Genomic DNA, 17,288 nt, shown 5'->3' on the forward strand with positions numbered 1-17,288 from the left:
TCTTAGCGTGCCGGCTGAGTAGTCGCAGTGGACTGCTCGTAGTGATAGCGACCGGTTTTCAGGCTGCTTGGGCCAAGGCGCGCGAACTTGAACATCAGGAACAGTTCAGCCACCAGGAACAGGGTGTACAGACCGCAAATCAGCAGCATTGAGAAAATCAGATCGCCCGCCGTCAGGGAGGAGTTAGCCACTGCCGTTGGCAGCACCTCACCAATCGCCCACGGTTGACGGCCATATTCCGCAACAAACCAGCCGGATTCGATAGCAATCCACGGCAGTGGAATACCGTACAGCGCGGTACGCAGCAGCCATTTTTTCTCACCGATACGGTTACGAATAACGGACCAGAAGGACGCCGCGATGATCAGCAGCATGATGATGCCGCAGCCCACCATGATACGGAACGCGAAGTACAGCGGTGCTACGCGTGGAATGGAGTCTTTGGTTGCCATCTGAATCTGGGCTTCAGTCGCATCAGACACATTCGGCGTATAGCGTTTCAGCAGCAGACCGTAACCCAGGTCTTTTTTCACGTCATTAAACTGATCGCGAACGCTCTGGTCGGTGGAGCCTGCACGCAGCTGCTCCAGCAGGGAGTAGGCTTTCATCCCGTTACGGATACGCTCTTCGTGCTGCACCATCAGATCTTTCAGGCCAGTCACCTGCTTGTCGACGGAGCGAGTGGCGATGATGCCCAGCGCGTAAGGAATTTGAATAGAGAAGCGGTTTTCCTGCGCTTCCTGATCCGGTACACCGAACAGGGTGAACGCGGCAGGTGCCGGTTGAGTTTCCCATTCAGCTTCAATTGCAGCCAGTTTGGTTTTCTGCACGTCGCCCATTTCGTAACCGGATTCATCACCCAGAACAATAACAGACAGGATTGCAGCCATACCGAAGCTTGCAGCGATAGCGAAGGAGCGCTTAGCGAACGCAAAGTCGCGACCGCGCAGCATGTAGTAGGAGCTGATGCCCAGGATGAACATCGCGCCGCAGACATAGCCAGACGCCACGGTGTGTACGAATTTAACCTGTGCCACCGGGTTCAGGACCAGCTCGGCAAAGCTGACCATCTCCATACGCATGGTTTCGAAGTTAAAATCAGAGGCGATTGGGTTCTGCATCCAGCCGTTAGCCACCAGGATCCACAGTGCAGACAGGTTAGAGCCCAGTGCCACCAGCCAGGTTACCGCCATATGCTGGACTTTGCCCAGACGGTCCCAACCGAAGAAGAACAGGCCTACAAAGGTGGATTCAAGGAAGAAGGCCATCAGACCTTCAATGGCCAGCGGCGCACCGAAGATATCCCCAACGTAATGAGAATAGTAAGACCAGTTAGTCCCGAACTGGAACTCCATGGTCAGACCGGTTGCCACGCCCAGTGCGAAGTTGATACCAAACAACTTGCCCCAGAACTTGGTCATATCTTTATAAATCTGTTTGCCGGAGAGGACGTAAACCGTTTCCATGATAGCCAGCAGGAACGCCATACCGAGCGTCAGCGGCACAAACAGGAAGTGGTACATCGCGGTCAAGGCAAACTGTAAGCGCGACAGTTCGACTACGTCTAACATTATGACTCCTTGCTCATCGCATGAAGACTCCGAGAGTGAACCCCGTTAGATAAGGATCCACACGCATGCCCCAATACAAATTTATCCACTCCCCTTCTTCGTTGCTTATTCTCAACTGGAGGAAAAAGCAGTGATGAAAGGTTGCGAATACGTTAATAAAAAACCCAAATTGATCCCGCAAATATATTACGCCGCAAAACCCTTACAATAAACAGGTTTTTATTGAATCACTTTTACGTTTTTCGACGGTGATCAATATATAGCGAATTTACTACTTTTAGGCCAGTTTGATCTGGCACAATTTAGCCTCTTTTGGCGCCTTTTTCCAAATATTAAACATTGATTTAAATCAAAATAACTATCTTTTGTTAACCGTGTTTATATTGGGTAAACACGGTAAAAACCATGTTAATGATATGTGTACAGAGAGCTATTATTGGTTATCAAATGGCGGGAATAATATAAATATAGGTGATTTTTTTTAACCCATGCAGAACGCTATTTTTGCAGGCGGCAAACCAATAATCTTAGCCGTTTCGCGATAACTTTCCATTTTGGTTTCGCGCCCCCTATGCGAAATAACAATTAATTCACTTTTAAATCTCTGTAAATTAACACCTCACGGTGACGATTACGTTAAGCGACTTTTTTCCCCTTTTCGGCGTTTCGTTCGTTTGCGCATTTTTCAGACAAACAAATCGGGCGGCGGAGACGCGCGCCAAAAAAAAGGCCGCTTTTCAGCGGCCAACCATGTCGAAACGGACATTTTTTATTTCAACGCTCCCAGTCCTGGGAGCAGAGAGGACTTACTTAATGATGGATTTCAGTGCTTCGCCGATATCGGCCAGGCTGCGCACGGTTTTCACGCCTGCCGCTTCCAGCGCAGCGAATTTCTCGTCCGCCGTACCTTTACCGCCTGCGATGATGGCGCCCGCGTGACCCATACGTTTGCCTTTCGGCGCCGTTACGCCTGCGATGTAGCCCACAACCGGCTTGGTGACGTGATCTTTGATATACGCCGCCGCTTCTTCTTCAGCGCTACCGCCGATCTCACCGATCATCACGATCGCTTCGGTCTGCGGGTCTTCCTGGAACAGCTTCAGGATATCGATGAAGTTAGAGCCCGGGATCGGGTCGCCGCCGATACCCACGCAGGTAGACTGGCCGAAACCGTAGTCGGTGGTCTGCTTAACCGCTTCATAGGTCAGCGTACCCGAGCGGGAAACGATGCCCACTTTACCCGGCTTGTGAATGTGGCCAGGCATGATGCCGATTTTGCACTCGCCCGGCGTGATAACGCCCGGGCAGTTCGGGCCGATCATGCGCACGCCGGCTTCGTCCAGCTTCACCTTCACGGTCAGCATGTCCAGCGTCGGGATGCCTTCGGTAATGGTGATGATGAGCTTAATGCCTGCGTCGATCGCTTCCAGGATGGAGTCTTTGCAGAACGGTGCCGGAACGTAGATAACCGTTGCGGTCGCGCCGGTCGCTTCTACCGCTTCACGCACGGTGTTGAACACCGGCAGGCCCAGGTGCGTGGTGCCGCCTTTGCCTGGAGTTACGCCGCCAACCATCTGCGTGCCGTAGGCGATCGCTTGTTCAGAGTGGAATGTACCCTGGCTACCGGTGAAGCCCTGGCAGATAACCTTGGTATCTTTATTAATTAAAACGGACATTATTTCCCCTCCACTGCGGCAACAACCTGCTGAGCTGCATCCGTCAGACTTTTCGCTGCAATAATATTCAGGCCGCTATCAGCCAGTTTTTTCGCGCCGAGTTCAGCGTTGTTACCTTCCAGACGGACAACAACCGGAACGTTAACGCCCACTTCTGCCACCGCGCCGATGATACCGTCAGCGATCAGGTCGCACCGCACGATACCGCCGAAGATGTTAACCAGAACGGCTTTCACATTGTCGTCGGAGAGGATGATTTTGAAGGCTTCGGTAACGCGCTCTTTGGTCGCACCGCCGCCCACGTCGAGGAAGTTAGCCGGCTCGCCGCCGTGCAGCTTAACGATGTCCATGGTGCCCATTGCCAGGCCCGCACCGTTAACCATGCAGCCGATGTTGCCATCCAGCGCCACGTAGTTCAGCTCCCACTGTGCAGCCTGCGCTTCACGCGGGTCTTCCTGAGACTGGTCGCGCATTTCGCGTAGGTCAGCCTGGCGGAACAGCGCGTTACCGTCAGCGCCCAGCTTGCCGTCGAGGCAGATCAGATCGCCCTGGGTGGTGATCACCAGCGGGTTGATTTCGATCAGCGCCAGATCGCGCTCCAGGAAGATGTTCGCCAGACCCATGAAGATCTTGGTGAACTGCTGAACCAGCTTGCCTTCCAGACCCAGCTTGAACGCCAGCTCGCGTCCCTGATAAGGCATAGGGCCTGCCAGCGGATCGATAGCCACTTTGTGGATCAGGTGCGGGGTCTCTTCCGCCACTTTTTCGATTTCCACGCCGCCTTCGGTAGACGCCATGAACACCACGCGACGGGAGCTACGGTCAACAACCGCGCCCAGGTACAATTCTTTCGCGATGTCCGTCGCCGCTTCCACCAGGATCTGGTTAACCGGCTGACCGTTCGCATCTGTCTGATAGGTCACCAGACGCTTGCCGAGCCAGTGTTCAGCGAAAGCGCGGATCTCTTCTTTGCTCTTAACAACCTTCACACCGCCCGCTTTACCACGGCCACCAGCGTGAACCTGACATTTCACTACCCACGGGCCGGAGCCAATTTTAGATGCCGCTTCTTCTGCTTCACGTGGGGTAGTACAGGCGTAGCCCACCGGAGCAGGTAAACCGTAGCGGGCAAACAGCTGTTTGGCCTGATATTCATGTAAATTCATGCGTTCTATCCACTATTCAGGTAATCGTTATCTTTAAACCCGTAGGCCAGCGCGGTTGCCGAACCGGCCTACAGGGCAGGTGACGCTAAAAAAACTACTACACGTCCAGCAGCAGACGCGTTGGATCTTCCAGCAGCTCTTTAATGGCAACCAGGAAGCCCACGGACTCGCGTCCGTCGATCAGACGGTGATCGTAAGAGAGTGCCAGGTACATCATTGGCAGGATCTCCACTTTACCGTCTACCGCCATCGGACGATCTTTGATGGCGTGCATACCCAGGATCGCGCTCTGCGGTGGGTTGATGATTGGGGTGGACATCAGAGAGCCAAACACGCCGCCGTTGGTAATGGTGAAGTTACCGCCGGTCAGGTCGTCAACGGTCAGCTTGCCGTCGCGGCCTTTAACGGCCAGCTCTTTAATGTTTTTCTCGATGTCAGCCATGCCCAGCGTATCTACGTCACGCAGAACCGGGGTCACCAGGCCGCGCGGAGTAGAAACCGCCATGCTCACGTCGAAGTAGTTGTGGTAAACCACGTCATCGCCATCGATGGACGCGTTCACTTCCGGGTAGCGTTTCAGCGCTTCAACTACCGCTTTCACGTAGAAGGACATAAAGCCCAGACGGATACCGTGACGTTTTTCGAACGCGTCGCCGTACTGCTTACGCAGATCCATGATCGGCTTCATGTTGACTTCGTTGAAGGTGGTCAGCATCGCGGTGGAGTTTTTCGCTTCCAGCAGACGCTCGGCCACGCGCTTGCGCAGGCGGGTCATCGGCACGCGTTTTTCGCTGCGTGCGCCCAGCGCCGGAGCAGGCTGTGCAGCAGGCGCTGCTGCCGGTGCTTTAGCTTCTGCTTTCGCTTCAGAAGGCGCTTTCGCCAGATGTTTGTCGATGTCTTCGCGAGTCAGACGACCGCCCACACCGGTGCCTTTGATGGCTGCCGGATCCAGGCTGTGCTCGGCCAGCAGGCGACGGATCGCCGGGCTGAGCGCGTCGTTAGACTGCTCTTCCAGAGAAGCCTGCTGGCGCTGAGCCGGCGTAGAGGCTTTCTCGTCAGATTTGGCGCTGGACTCTTTACCCGCGCTGTTGCCTTCACGCAGGCGACCCAGGATCTGGCGAGAAGTCACGGTTGTGCCTTCGTCTTCCAGAACAGCATCAAGAACGCCATCCGCCGATGCCGGTACTTCCAGTACCACTTTGTCAGTTTCGATTTCTACCAGCACTTCATCGCGCTTAACGGCATCGCCCGGTTTTTTGTGCCAGGTGGCGACGGTCGCATCTGCTACAGATTCAGGCAGGTCGGGAACAAGAATATCTACGCTACTCATTTTGTATCCTTTAATTAATCGACGTTCAGCGCGTCATTGACCAGATCTTGTTGTTGCTTCTGGTGAACGGACATATACCCTACCGCCGGAGAGGCGGAGGCCGGGCGACCTGCGTAACGCAGAGCAGACCCAAATGGAATCACTTCACGGAAATGATGCTGGCTACAGTACCATGCGCCCTGGTTGAGCGGCTCTTCCTGGCACCAGACAAAATCATGTACGTGAGCGTATTGTTTCAACACGTCCTGCATCGCCTGATGCGGGAATGGATAAAGCTGCTCGATACGCACGATGGCGACATCTTTCTGATCGTTCTTACGGCGCTGTTCCAGCAGGTCGTAATAGACCTTACCAGAACACATTACGACACGCTTAACGCCTTTCGGATCCAGCTCGTCAATCTCGCCGATGGCCGGCAGGAAGGTGCCGTTAGCCAGTTCATCCAGGCTGGACACCGCCAGCGGATGACGCAGCAGAGACTTCGGTGACATCACCACCAGCGGACGGCGCATACCGCGCAGCGCCTGACGACGCAGCATGTGGTAAACCTGCGCCGGCGTCGACGGCACGCAAACCTGCATGTTCTGCTCTGCGCAGAGCTGCAGATAGCGCTCCAGACGTGCGGAGGAGTGTTCCGGGCCCTGGCCTTCATAACCGTGCGGCAGCAGCATCACCAGGCCACACATACGGCCCCACTTCTGCTCGCCGGAGGAGATGAACTGGTCGATAACCACCTGCGCACCGTTGGCGAAGTCGCCGAACTGCGCTTCCCAGATGGTCAGGGTGCGTGGTTCTGCGGTGGCGTAGCCGTATTCGAATGCCAGTACCGCTTCTTCAGACAGCACGGAGTCCCAGACCTTGAACTGGCCCTGACCGTTGTGAACGTGCTGCAGCGGAGTATAGGTTGAACCGTTGGTCTGGTTGTGCACCACCGCATGACGGTGGAAGAAGGTGCCGCGCCCGGCATCTTCACCGGACAGACGCACAGGAATGCCTTCGTCAACCAGCGTGGCGTAGGCCAGCGTTTCCGCCCCGCCCCAGTCGAACAGCTTCTCGCCTGCCGCCATGGACTGACGGTCAGCGTAGATTTTCTGCACGCGGGACTGCATCTCGATAGCCTCAGGCACGGTGCTGATGCGTTTCGCCAGCTCCTGCAGACGCTTCATCTCGACCTTGTTCGGGTAGCTCTCATCCCACTCGTGGTTGAGGTACGGCGACCAGGTAAAGGAGTGCATGTTCATTGGGCGCAGCTCTTTCACTACGCACTCACCCGCATCCAGCGCGTCGCGGTAGAGGTTGACCATTTCGGTCGCATCTTCCAGCGTCGTCACTTTTTCCGCTTCCAGCTTGTCAGCGTAGATTTTGCGCGGCGTTGGGTGTTTTTTGATTTTCTGGTACATCAGCGGCTGAGTTGCGCTTGGCTCGTCGGCTTCGTTGTGGCCGTGACGGCGGTAGCAGAACAGGTCGATCAGCACGTCGCGTTTGAAGGTGTTACGGAAGTCCAGCGCCAGGCGGGTCACGAAGGCCACCGCTTCCGGGTCATCCGCGTTCACGTGGAAGATTGGCGCCTGCACCATCTTACCGATGTCGGTGCAGTACGGCGTAGAGCGTGCATCCAGCGGGTTGGACGTGGTGAAGCCCACCTGGTTGTTGATAACGATGCGAACGGTACCGCCCACTTCGTAACCGCGCGCTTTCGACATGTTCAGGGTTTCCTGAACCACGCCCTGGCCGGTGATGGCCGCATCGCCGTGAATAGTGATTGGCAGCACTTTATTGCTGCTTGGCTCGTCCAGACGATCCAGACGCGCGCGCACGGAGCCGATCACCACCGGGCTGACGATTTCCAGGTGCGACGGGTTAAACGCCAGCGCCAGGTGAACCAGACCGCCTTCGGTTTCGATATCAGACGAGAAGCCCATGTGGTACTTCACGTCGCCGGTACCGAGGTGTTCTTTATGTTTGCCCGCGAATTCGTCGAACAGGTCCTGCGGTTTTTTACCCAGCACGTTGACCAGCACGTTCAGACGACCGCGGTGCGCCATGCCCAGTACCACTTCACGTGTACCGCTGTTGCCCGCATGGCGAATCAGCTCTTTCAGCATCGGCACTAACGCGTCGCCGCCTTCCAGCGAGAAGCGTTTTGCGCCCGGGAACTTCGCGCCCAGATAGCGCTCAAGGCCTTCTGCTGCGGTCAGTTCGCTGAGGAAGCGTTTTTTCTCTTCGGTAGAGAAGTTCGCGTGGCCCGCCACGGACTCGATGCGCTGCTGGATCCAGCGTTTCTCTTCCGTAGAGGTGATGTGCATATATTCCGCGCCGATGGAGCCGCAGTAGGTCTGCTTGAGGGCGTCGATCAGATCGCCCAGCTTCATCGTGTCTTTGCCGATAGCGAAAGAACCTACGTTAAAGCTTTCCTGGAAATCGGCCTCGGTCAGATCGTGATACGCCGGATCGAGATCCGCCACACGGTCTTGCTGCCACAGTCCCAGCGGATCGAGATTCGCATGCTGGTGACCACGGAAGCGATAAGCGTTGATGAGCTGCAGGACTTTAACCTGCTTCGCATTGGTGTCAGGGTCGGAAATCGCAGAAGAGTAACGTGAGGCATCCTTCGCCAGACGACGGAAATAATCACGTGTTTTGGAATGGAATTGATCCGGTTTGACCCCTGTACCAGGCAACTGCTGGAACATGGAACGCCAGTTTGCGTCCACTGAGTCAGGATCGGTTAAGAAGTCTTCATAGAGCTGTTCTATCCAGCTCTGGTTGGAACCAGAGAGGTAAGAAGAGTCCAGCCAGGCTTTCATTGCGCCGTTCTGCATCGTGATCCCTTAAGCATTTTTATGCTTACTTTCGCCGTAGAAACTACCACGCACACTGCGTGTACGTGCCGGGGTTCACCTGCGAGCTCTTTCTGGCCCGCGAAGGAACCTTTAGAAACTGTCTAAATAATCTTCGTCGTTCAGGCTGCGACTGCGTTGCGGCTTTCACTCACCCCAGTCACATAGTTCACTATGCTCCAGGGGATTCGTTCAACCGCGCCTTGTCTCGCGCTGAACGTCTCGATTATTTACTTAACTGGCAGTTTTTAAAGGTTTCTGCAATCTATCCCCTCTCCCTGTGGGAGAGGGTTAGGGTGAGGGGAACAGGGCTCCCCTCTTCTTACTTACGCACTGCGCTGCAGCAGCATCGACTTAATATGGCCGATGGCGCGCGTCGGGTTAAGCCCCTTCGGACACACACTGACGCAGTTCATGATGCTATGGCAGCGGAATACGCTGAAAGCGTCACTCAGTCCTTCCAGACGGCTATCGGTTTCGGTGTCGCGGCTATCGATCAGGAAGCGATAGGCAGCCAGCAGACCCGCCGGGCCGATAAACTTGTCCGGGTTCCACCAGAACGACGGGCAAGACGTTGAGCAACATGCGCAGAGAATACACTCGTACAAGCCATCGAGTTTTTCACGCTGCTCAGGAGACTGTAAGTGCTCACGAGCGGGTGGATTTTGCCCATTATTCAATAAGTAAGGCTTAATCTTCTCATATTGTGCATAGAATTGCCCCATGTCTACCACCAAATCGCGAACGACCGGCAGCCCTGGCAGAGGACGGATAACAATTTTCTGACCTGGACGCTGTAGCGCCGAAATCGGCGTAATGCAGGCCAGACCATTTTTACCGTTCATGTTGACGCCGTCAGAGCCACACACCCCTTCGCGGCAGGAGCGGCGGAAAGAGAGCGTCGGGTCTTTTTCTTTCAGCTGGATTAAGGCATCCAGCAGCATCATGTCGCGGCCTTCTTCTGCTTCCAGCGTGTAATCCTGCATACGCGGTGCGTCGTCTACATCCGGGTTATAACGATAAACTGAGAATTCGAGTTTCATTGTCCTGTCTCCGCATTAGTAAGTACGAATCTTCGGCGGGAACGCCGGACGCAGTTTCGGTTCCATATTGACGCTGCGACGCGTCATGGATTCCGACTCTGGCAGATACAGGGAATGGCACAGCCAGTTTTCGTCATCACGATCCGGGAAGTCGAAGCGGCTATGCGCGCCACGGCTCTCGGTACGGAAGTTTGCCGACATCGCGGTCGCGAAGGCGGTTTCCATCAGGTTATCCAGCTCCAGGCACTCAACGCGCTGGGTGTTGAACTCGCTGGAAGTGTCATCCAGACGGGCGTTTTTCAGGCGCTCGCGAATCGCTTTCAGCTGCTCAAGACCTTTGGCCATCGCGTCGCCTTCGCGGAACACCGAGAAGTTGTGCTGCATACATTCCTGCAGCGCTTTGCGGATTTCCACCGGATCTTCGCCGTTACGGTTGCCGTTCCAGCGGTTGAGGCGCTCAAGAGAGGCATCGATTTCGTCGTCGGTAGCGTCAAGCAGATCGCCCTGCTCGGCAATAGACTCTTGCAGGTGCAGACCCACCGCGCGACCAAACACCACCAGGTCCAGCAGGGAGTTGCCGCCCAGACGGTTCGCACCGTGGACGGATACGCAGGCGATTTCGCCTACCGCGAACAGTCCAGGAATGACCACGTCTTCGCCCTGCTCGTTCACGGTCAGCGCCTGACCGGTCACTTTGGTCGGAATACCGCCCATCATGTAGTGGCAGGTCGGGATAACCGGGATCGGTTCTTTAACCGGGTCAACGTGGGCGAAGGTGCGGGACAGCTCAAGGATGCCCGGCAGACGGGATTCCAGAACCTCTTTACCCAGATGGTCGAGCTTCAGCTTCGCGTGCGGGCCCCACGGGCCGTCGCAGCCGCGGCCTTCGCGGATTTCGATCATGATGGAACGCGCCACCACGTCACGACCCGCCAGGTCTTTCGCGTTCGGCGCATAGCGCTCCATGAAGCGCTCGCCGTGTTTATTCAGCAGGTAACCGCCTTCACCACGGCAGCCTTCGGTGACCAGCACGCCCGCACCGGCGATACCGGTTGGGTGAAACTGCCACATCTCCATATCCTGCACCGGCACACCCGCGCGGATAGCCATCCCCACGCCGTCACCGGTGTTGATGTGGGCGTTAGTGGTGGACTGATAGATACGGCCTGCGCCGCCGGTTGCCAGCACGGTCGCGCGGGCTTTGAAGTAAACCACTTCACCGGTTTCGATGCACAGTGCGGTACAACCCACCACCGCGCCGTCGGCGTTTTTCACCAGATCCAGCGCATACCATTCGGAGAAGATGGTGGTGTGGTTTTTCAGGTTCTGCTGATACAGCGTGTGCAGCAACGCGTGGCCGGTACGGTCGGCCGCTGCCGCGGTACGTGCCGCCTGCTCGCCGCCGAAGTTTTTCGACTGGCCGCCAAACGGACGCTGATAAATCGTGCCGTTTTCCAGACGGGAGAACGGCAGACCCATATGGTCGAGCTCCAGAATCGCTTCCGGGCCGGTTTTACACATATATTCGATGGCGTCCTGGTCACCGATGTAATCGGAACCTTTTACCGTGTCATACATGTGCCATTCCCAGTTATCTTCATGGGAATTACCCAGCGCAACGGTGATACCGCCCTGGGCAGAAACCGTGTGCGAACGGGTCGGGAAGACTTTAGAGAGCAGCGCACAGGTCTGGCCGCTCTGGGAAATTTGCAGTGCGGCGCGCATACCTGCACCACCCGCACCAATCACTACAGCATCAAATTCTCTGACTGGCAGTTTCATTACACACCCCACACCACAACGAATCCATAAATGACGTAAACCACCAGTGCAACGACGATAGCCAGCTGCAGAGGAAGGCGAATAGCCAGTGGTTTAACGTAATCGGTCAACACCTGCCACATGCCAATCCAGGCATGAATAAGGATGGAGAACAGCGCCAGCAGGGTGAACACTTTGGTGAAGGCAGATCCGAAGAACCCACTCCAGATTTCCCACGTCAGCGTGCCGCTGGTGGCGAAGAAACCGATCATATAGATGATGTAAAGGGTGAGAACGATGGCGGTAGCACGGACCAGAATGAAGTCATGTACGCCGTTGCGTCCTAATGCCGAGGCGTTGCTTACCATACGAGAACTCCTGCGAGAAGTGAAAGCACGACAGTGATAACAAATGAAATGTTAGCGGAGCGTTTCCCGGCTTCGAAGGTCTCTTCCAGGTAGCCAAAGTCCATCAGCATATGGCGAACACCCACAACAACGTGGTACGCCAGCGCGGTCAGAATGCCCCACATGATAAATTTCACGAAGAAGCTGTTCATAATGGCTGAGGCCTGAAGGAATCCTTCAGGAGAGGAGAGGCTGGTTCCCAGTAACCACAGCAGAATACCGACCGCCACAAACGTAATCACACCAGAAACGCGGTGCAAAATGGACGCTATTGCTGTTACAGGGAATCGGATCGTTTTGAGATCCAGATTGACAGGTCTTTGTTTTTTCACATTTCTTATCATGAATAACGCCCACATGCTGTTCTTATTGTTTCCTTCCTCCGGACTGCGATGCGGGTCAAGCAGCGTTCCTTTTCTATAACTGCGCGTCATGCAAAACATTGCTTCCAAATGCTAAAACGACACGTTACAACGCTGGGTGGCTCGGGATTGCAGGGTGTTCCGGAGACCTGGCGGCAGTATAGGCCGTTCACAAAATCATTACAATTAACCTACATACAGTTTGTCGGGTTTTCTCTGGAACAGTGATCAGGGTCACGATAACAACATATTTTTAATTTTTAATCATCTGATTTGACAAATGTTAAACAATATTGTTACAAACGTCATCAGAAAAGGCATATAATGCGCAAAAGTTATGAGGTCTCTCTTTCACCTGACAAATAGTTATGTAACAGTGTGACGGTATTGACCGAAGTTATCAGGACAGTTATTAGTGATATACAGGTTTGAATAATTCGGACTGCAAAGACACTGATTTGCTGTTGTTTCACTGATTTTTCATTCGTTTACCTGCAAGGCGCCATAGCTCTGTACCCTGGTTTGTCCTCGTGAGCTGAGCGGTAAGCCAAATAACAATCTGGTAACGGTGATTAACAGCTGAATGCAAATCCGGTAAAGCGCAGTCTTAAGCATAAGGCGCTAAGGAGACCGTAAATGGCTGATACAAAGGCAAAGCTCACCCTAAATGGTGACACTGCTATTGAACTGGATGTGCTAAAAGGCACGCTCGGTCAGGATGTTATTGATATCCGTTCCCTGGGTTCAAAAGGGGTTTTCACCTTTGACCCAGGCTTCACCTCCACCGCATCTTGCGAATCCAAAATCACCTTTATCGACGGTGACGAAGGTATCCTGCTTCACCGCGGTTTCCCCATCGATCAGTTAGCTACCGAATCCAACTATCTGGAAGTGTGCTACATCCTGCTGAACGGCGAGAAGCCAACGCAGGCGCAATACGATGAATTCAAGACCACCGTCACCCGTCACACCATGATTCATGAGCAGATCACCCGTCTGTTCCATGCGTTCCGTCGTGACTCTCACCCGATGGCGGTGATGTGCGGTATTACCGGCGCGCTGGCGGCGTTCTACCACGACTCGCTGGACGTGAATAACCCACGCCACCGCGATATCGCGGCGTTCCGCCTGCTGTCCAAAATGCCAACCATGGCGGCGATGTGTTACAAATATTCCATCGGTCAGCCATTCGTTTACCCACGCAATGACCTCTCCTACGCGGGCAACTTCCTGCGCATGATGTTCTCTACCCCATGCGAAGAGTACGAAGTGAACCCGGTACTGGAACGCGCAATGGACCGTATCCTGATCCTGCACGCCGACCATGAGCAGAACGCCTCTACCTCTACCGTCCGTACCGCTGGCTCTTCAGGCGCGAACCCGTTCGCCTGTATCGCTGCGGGCATCGCCTCCCTTTGGGGACCGGCGCACGGCGGCGCGAACGAAGCGGCGCTGAAGATGCTGGAAGAGATCAGCACCGTTGAGCACATTCCTGAATTCGTGCGTCGCGCGAAGGACAAGAATGACTCCTTCCGTCTGATGGGCTTCGGTCACCGTGTTTACAAAAACTATGACCCGCGCGCAACCGTCATGCGTGAAACCTGCCATGAAGTGCTGAAAGAGCTGGGCACCAAAGATGACCTGCTGGAAGTGGCGATGGAGCTGGAACACATCGCGCTGAACGACCCGTACTTCATCGAGAAGAAACTCTACCCGAACGTGGACTTCTACTCCGGTATCATCCTGAAAGCGATGGGTATTCCGTCTTCCATGTTCACCGTGATCTTCGCGATGGCCCGTACCGTCGGCTGGATTGCGCACTGGAACGAAATGCACAGCGAAGGCATGAAAATTGCCCGTCCTCGTCAGCTGTACACCGGCTACGAGCAGCGTGATTTTAAGTCTGATATCAAGCGCTAAAAAAATGCCCGGCGGCGCTATCGCTTGCCGGGCCTACGAGTCAGAAATGTAGGCCGGGTAAGGCGTAGCCGCCACCCGGCTTTTTTTATTTCTGACAATGCGGGCACCAGTAAAACGGCCTTGAAGCGAGCGTTGTCCTGTCGATAATCCCGCCGCACCGCTCGCACTTTTTCCCCTCGCGATGAAACACCTTGAACCGGAAAAGCGCCCCGTGATGCTTGTTGTCATCCACCACGCCTCGCGTGGTATACGACAAGCGCGGGATATCCAGCAGCGCGTGGGACAGCGCCTCCAGCTGGTCGTCGCTTAGCTGGGACGCTTTGCGCTGCGCCGCCAGCCCCACCGCCCAGAGGATCTCCACCCGCAGGTAGTTGCCCAGCCCGGCGAGAAACGACTGATCGAGCAACAGACCGGAAAACTGGCGGTTGCGGAATTTTGGCGAGAGCAGACGGGCCTTCACCTCGGCCGCCGTCAGCCGCATATCCAGCACATCCGGGCCTACCCGTTGCAGGAACGGGTGAGTAAGCAGTTGCTCTGGCGTTAACATTTCAATGTCCGACGCGCTGTAAAGCAGGATGGCTTTCTCCGCGGTCTGCAACTTAACGCGCAGCACGCGGGAAGTTTGTAACTGCTCACCCGCGTCGACTACCCGCCAGACGCCGTAAAGCTGGTTATGGCTATATAACGTCAGGTTATGGGAAAAGTGCGTGAGCAGCGCTTTGCCCCGGGTTTCTATGTAGGTCACCGTTTGCCCAATCAAATCGGCTTCAAACGGTTTCAGTTGAGGGAAAGCAAACCAGACCTCCGTCAGGGGTTTGCCTTTTATCGCCGCCTCCAGGCTATCCGCTGCACGGCGGATCTCCGGACCTTCTGGCATCTTTTATCCTTATCGTGAAATTCAGGCGCTGACGAGAATGCCGTGTTCCGCAAATGCCTCGCGCAGCCGACGCGCAAACAGCAGCGCGTGCTCGCCGTCGCCGTGTAAACAAACCGTGTCCGCCTGGACCTTTGCCAGCGCCCCGTCGGCCGTTTTTACCCGCCCGCTACGCACCATGTCGAGAGTTTGCGCCAGCGCGAGCCCGCTGTCCGTAATGAGCGCCCCCGGCTGGCCGCGCGGCACCAGGCTGCCGTCCGGCTGATAGCCCCGGTCGGCAAACACCTCCTGACGGGTGGTTAATCCATAGCGCTGCCCGGCGCGAATCAGCTCGCTTCCCGCCAGCCCCACCAGAATCAGCCGGGGATTGACGTCCCGCACCGCGCGGGCGATCGCGTCGGCAAGCGCGGGCTCTTTCGCCGCCTGGTTGTACAGCATTCCGTGGGGCTTCACGTGGCGCAGCACGCCATGTCGGGTGCGAACCATCGCCTCCAGCGCGCCGATTTGATACAGCGTCTGGGCGTAGACGGTTTCCGGCGGTAGCGTCATCGCCGTGCGGCCAAAGTTCTCCCGGTCCGGAAAGCTCGGGTGCGCGCCTATCGCTACGCCGTGTGTAATGGCGTGCTGCACGCTGGTCAGCATGGTCTGCGCATCCCCCGCGTGGAACCCACAGGCAATGTTTACCGACGAAACCAGCGTCATCAGTTCCGCATCCGCGCTGCCGCCCTCGCCCAGATCGGCGTTTAAATCAATCTTTACCATCGAGTCGCCACGCCAGCTGTTGCAGATAACGCTGCTGGTCCTGACGCGCCGTCAGCGCCTCTTCCAGCGAGCATTGAACGAAGTGGATCGGCTGCCCGAGCGGGATCTGCGCCAGATGATAGCGGTCGGCGTCGATAATACAGGCGATGCGCGGATAGCCGCCCGTAGTCTGGGCGTCGTTCATCAGCGCAATCGGCTGACCGTTGGGCGGCACCTGCACCACGCCCGGCAGCAGGCCGTGCGACAGCATTTCGCGCCCGGTCGTGCGGGTCAGCGGCTGCCCCTGCAGGCGATAGCCCATCCGGTTACTCTGGGGGCTAAGATGCCAGGGCGAACGCCAGAAAGCGTCCTGCGACGCCTCGTCAAACTCATGGTACTCCGGCCCCGGCAGGGCGCGAATGCGGTTTCCCCACAGCAGCTGCTTCACCCCCTGAGTGGTGGAAAAATGGCGTGCAGAGGGACGGATCGCCAGACGATCGCCGTCGCGCAATAACCGCCCTTCATGCCCGCCGATCCCCGCTTTGGCGTCGGTACTGAACGACCCCATCACCTCCGGCACGTCGATGCCCCCGGCCACCGCAAGATAGCTGCGAACCCCGTGCCGCGGACGGTTAAGCACCAGCTGTTGACCCGCACCGGCGCGCAGGCGCCAGCCGGTCCACACCGCTTTGCCGTCAAGGGTCGCGTCGCAGCCTGCCCCGGTCAGGGCAAACCAGGTCTCCTCGCTAAACTCCACCACGCACTGCCCGAGGGTGATTTCCAGCGCCGCCGTGCTGCCGGGGTTGCCCACCAGCAGGTTGGCAATCTCAAGCGCCGGGCGGTCGAGCGCGCCGCAGTAGCTCACGCCCGACTGGCGCAGGCCAAAGCGCCCCGCATCCTGAACCGAGGTGTAAAGCCCCGCGCGAATAAGCGTTAACATATCCCCTCCTTCTGCGGAATAAAGCGCAGCGTGTCCCCAGGACGAAGAAGGATGGGCGCATCGTGCCCCGGCTCAAACAGCGGAACGGAGGTATGCCCGATCAGCTGCCAGCCGCCGGGCGAGGCAAGCGGATAAATTCCGGTTTGTTCCCCGCCGATCGCCACCGTCCCGGCGGGAACGCTCAGACGCGGCTCCGCACGACGGGGGGTGTGCAGCTCGGGCGCCAGGCCGCCCAGATACGGAAAGCCCGGCTGGAATCCCAGGAACCAGACCACGTAATTCACCGACGCGTGCAGCTCGACCACCTGCTTTTCCGTCAGCCCGCAGTGCCCGGCGACGACGGACAAATCAGGGCCACCCCTGCCGCCATAGACCACCGGGATCTCGATGGCGCGGGATTCCGGCTCCAGCGCTTCGCTCTCCTCCCACCAGCGCTGCAAACGCTCGATGGCGTCCAGCGCCACGGTGTGCGGATTACGCAGCACCACGGTGATGTTATTCATCCCCGGAATGGCTTCCACCACCTCCGGGATCTCGGCCAGGCGCTGCGTCAGCCGCCAGATCCGCTTTTGCGTGGCAAGGGTGACGGGCGGCTCAAGCTCCAGCACCACCGCCGTTTCACCCAGAAGATAACAACGCGCTCGCTGCACTCAGGCA

Annotated in this window: 14 protein-coding genes; 1 reads left to right on the forward strand and 13 read right to left on the reverse strand. The window is 56.5% G+C overall.

Annotated elements, in window-relative coordinates; all coding sequences use genetic code 11:
* Positions 1–2 precede the first annotated feature (2 nt).
* The 9 genes from cydA to sdhC form a co-directional block, all read right to left on the reverse strand.
* Positions 3–1,571: a cytochrome ubiquinol oxidase subunit I gene (gene cydA / locus AB6V08_RS04665; protein ID WP_368541587.1), complete on the reverse strand. Its 1,569-nt coding sequence runs from the start codon at positions 1,569–1,571 to the stop codon at positions 3–5.
* Between the two features lie 806 nt (positions 1,572–2,377).
* Positions 2,378–3,247, reverse strand: coding sequence for a succinate--CoA ligase subunit alpha (sucD, locus tag AB6V08_RS04670; protein WP_006809578.1), 870 nt, complete (start codon positions 3,245–3,247; stop codon positions 2,378–2,380).
* The gene (gene sucC / locus AB6V08_RS04675) at positions 3,247–4,413 is read right to left on the reverse strand and encodes an ADP-forming succinate--CoA ligase subunit beta (RefSeq protein WP_368541588.1); all 1,167 of its coding nucleotides are present in this window, start codon (positions 4,411–4,413) and stop codon (positions 3,247–3,249) included. The genes sucD and sucC overlap by 1 nt, the downstream gene beginning before the upstream one ends.
* Positions 4,414–4,510: 97 nt before the next feature.
* Positions 4,511–5,743: a 2-oxoglutarate dehydrogenase complex dihydrolipoyllysine-residue succinyltransferase gene (gene odhB, locus AB6V08_RS04680; RefSeq protein ID WP_368541589.1), complete on the reverse strand. Its 1,233-nt coding sequence runs from the start codon at positions 5,741–5,743 to the stop codon at positions 4,511–4,513.
* Between the two features lie 14 nt (positions 5,744–5,757).
* Complete coding sequence (gene sucA / locus AB6V08_RS04685; RefSeq protein ID WP_368541590.1) at positions 5,758–8,565, reverse strand: 2-oxoglutarate dehydrogenase E1 component; 2,808 nt, start codon at positions 8,563–8,565, stop codon at positions 5,758–5,760.
* Positions 8,566–8,909: 344 nt separating this feature from the next.
* On the reverse strand, positions 8,910–9,626 hold the full coding sequence (sdhB, locus tag AB6V08_RS04690; protein ID WP_008501090.1) for a succinate dehydrogenase iron-sulfur subunit SdhB: 717 nt from the start codon (positions 9,624–9,626) through the stop codon (positions 8,910–8,912).
* A 15-nt stretch (positions 9,627–9,641) separates the two neighbouring features.
* Positions 9,642–11,408: a succinate dehydrogenase flavoprotein subunit gene (gene sdhA / locus AB6V08_RS04695; protein ID WP_234673499.1), complete on the reverse strand. Its 1,767-nt coding sequence runs from the start codon at positions 11,406–11,408 to the stop codon at positions 9,642–9,644.
* Positions 11,408–11,755, reverse strand: a complete 348-nt coding sequence (gene sdhD, locus AB6V08_RS04700; protein WP_008501088.1) for a succinate dehydrogenase membrane anchor subunit — start codon at positions 11,753–11,755, stop codon at positions 11,408–11,410. The genes sdhA and sdhD overlap by 1 nt, the downstream gene beginning before the upstream one ends.
* Positions 11,749–12,153: a succinate dehydrogenase cytochrome b556 subunit gene (gene sdhC, locus AB6V08_RS04705; protein ID WP_020684965.1), complete on the reverse strand. Its 405-nt coding sequence runs from the start codon at positions 12,151–12,153 to the stop codon at positions 11,749–11,751. Before sdhC ends, sdhD begins: the two co-directional genes overlap by 7 nt.
* A gap of 639 nt (positions 12,154–12,792) precedes the next feature.
* On the opposite strand from sdhC, the gene AB6V08_RS04710 reads away from it, so the two are divergent.
* Positions 12,793–14,076, forward strand: coding sequence for a citrate synthase (locus AB6V08_RS04710; protein ID WP_368541591.1), 1,284 nt, complete (start codon positions 12,793–12,795; stop codon positions 14,074–14,076).
* An 85-nt stretch (positions 14,077–14,161) separates the two neighbouring features.
* On the opposite strand, the gene nei is transcribed toward AB6V08_RS04710, so the two are convergent.
* The 4 genes from nei to pxpB are packed head-to-tail and all read right to left on the reverse strand — an operon-like array spanning position 14,162 to position 17,281.
* Positions 14,162–14,953: an endonuclease VIII gene (nei, locus tag AB6V08_RS04715; RefSeq protein WP_368541592.1), complete on the reverse strand. Its 792-nt coding sequence runs from the start codon at positions 14,951–14,953 to the stop codon at positions 14,162–14,164.
* Between the two features lie 21 nt (positions 14,954–14,974).
* Positions 14,975–15,712: a 5-oxoprolinase subunit PxpA gene (pxpA, locus tag AB6V08_RS04720; protein ID WP_368541593.1), complete on the reverse strand. Its 738-nt coding sequence runs from the start codon at positions 15,710–15,712 to the stop codon at positions 14,975–14,977.
* Positions 15,699–16,631 (reverse strand): 5-oxoprolinase subunit PxpC, encoded by a 933-nt coding sequence (pxpC, locus tag AB6V08_RS04725; RefSeq protein WP_368541594.1) that lies wholly within the window; start codon positions 16,629–16,631, stop codon positions 15,699–15,701. Before pxpC ends, pxpA begins: the two co-directional genes overlap by 14 nt.
* Positions 16,625–17,281, reverse strand: a complete 657-nt coding sequence (pxpB, locus tag AB6V08_RS04730; RefSeq protein WP_368541595.1) for a 5-oxoprolinase subunit PxpB — start codon at positions 17,279–17,281, stop codon at positions 16,625–16,627. The genes pxpC and pxpB overlap by 7 nt, the downstream gene beginning before the upstream one ends.
* Between the last annotated feature and the right edge of the window lie 7 nt (positions 17,282–17,288).

This window comes from Enterobacter soli (assembly GCF_964208575.1).
Lineage (GTDB): Bacteria > Pseudomonadota > Gammaproteobacteria > Enterobacterales > Enterobacteriaceae > Enterobacter > Enterobacter soli_A.

Coding starts and splice junctions, on each gene's coding strand:
- cydA (WP_368541587.1), bottom strand. CDS start 1,571: ATGTTAGACGTAGTCGAACTGTCGCGCTTACAGTTTGCCTTGACCGCG.
- sucD (WP_006809578.1), bottom strand. CDS start 3,247: ATGTCCGTTTTAATTAATAAAGATACCAAGGTTATCTGCCAGGGCTTC.
- sucC (WP_368541588.1), bottom strand. CDS start 4,413: ATGAATTTACATGAATATCAGGCCAAACAGCTGTTTGCCCGCTACGGT.
- odhB (WP_368541589.1), bottom strand. CDS start 5,743: ATGAGTAGCGTAGATATTCTTGTTCCCGACCTGCCTGAATCTGTAGCA.
- sucA (WP_368541590.1), bottom strand. CDS start 8,565: ATGCAGAACGGCGCAATGAAAGCCTGGCTGGACTCTTCTTACCTCTCT.
- sdhB (WP_008501090.1), bottom strand. CDS start 9,626: ATGAAACTCGAATTCTCAGTTTATCGTTATAACCCGGATGTAGACGAC.
- sdhA (WP_234673499.1), bottom strand. CDS start 11,408: ATGAAACTGCCAGTCAGAGAATTTGATGCTGTAGTGATTGGTGCGGGT.
- sdhD (WP_008501088.1), bottom strand. CDS start 11,755: ATGGTAAGCAACGCCTCGGCATTAGGACGCAACGGCGTACATGACTTC.
- sdhC (WP_020684965.1), bottom strand. CDS start 12,153: ATGTGGGCGTTATTCATGATAAGAAATGTGAAAAAACAAAGACCTGTC.
- AB6V08_RS04710 (WP_368541591.1), top strand. CDS start 12,793: ATGGCTGATACAAAGGCAAAGCTCACCCTAAATGGTGACACTGCTATT.
- nei (WP_368541592.1), bottom strand. CDS start 14,953: ATGCCAGAAGGTCCGGAGATCCGCCGTGCAGCGGATAGCCTGGAGGCG.
- pxpA (WP_368541593.1), bottom strand. CDS start 15,712: ATGGTAAAGATTGATTTAAACGCCGATCTGGGCGAGGGCGGCAGCGCG.
- pxpC (WP_368541594.1), bottom strand. CDS start 16,631: ATGTTAACGCTTATTCGCGCGGGGCTTTACACCTCGGTTCAGGATGCG.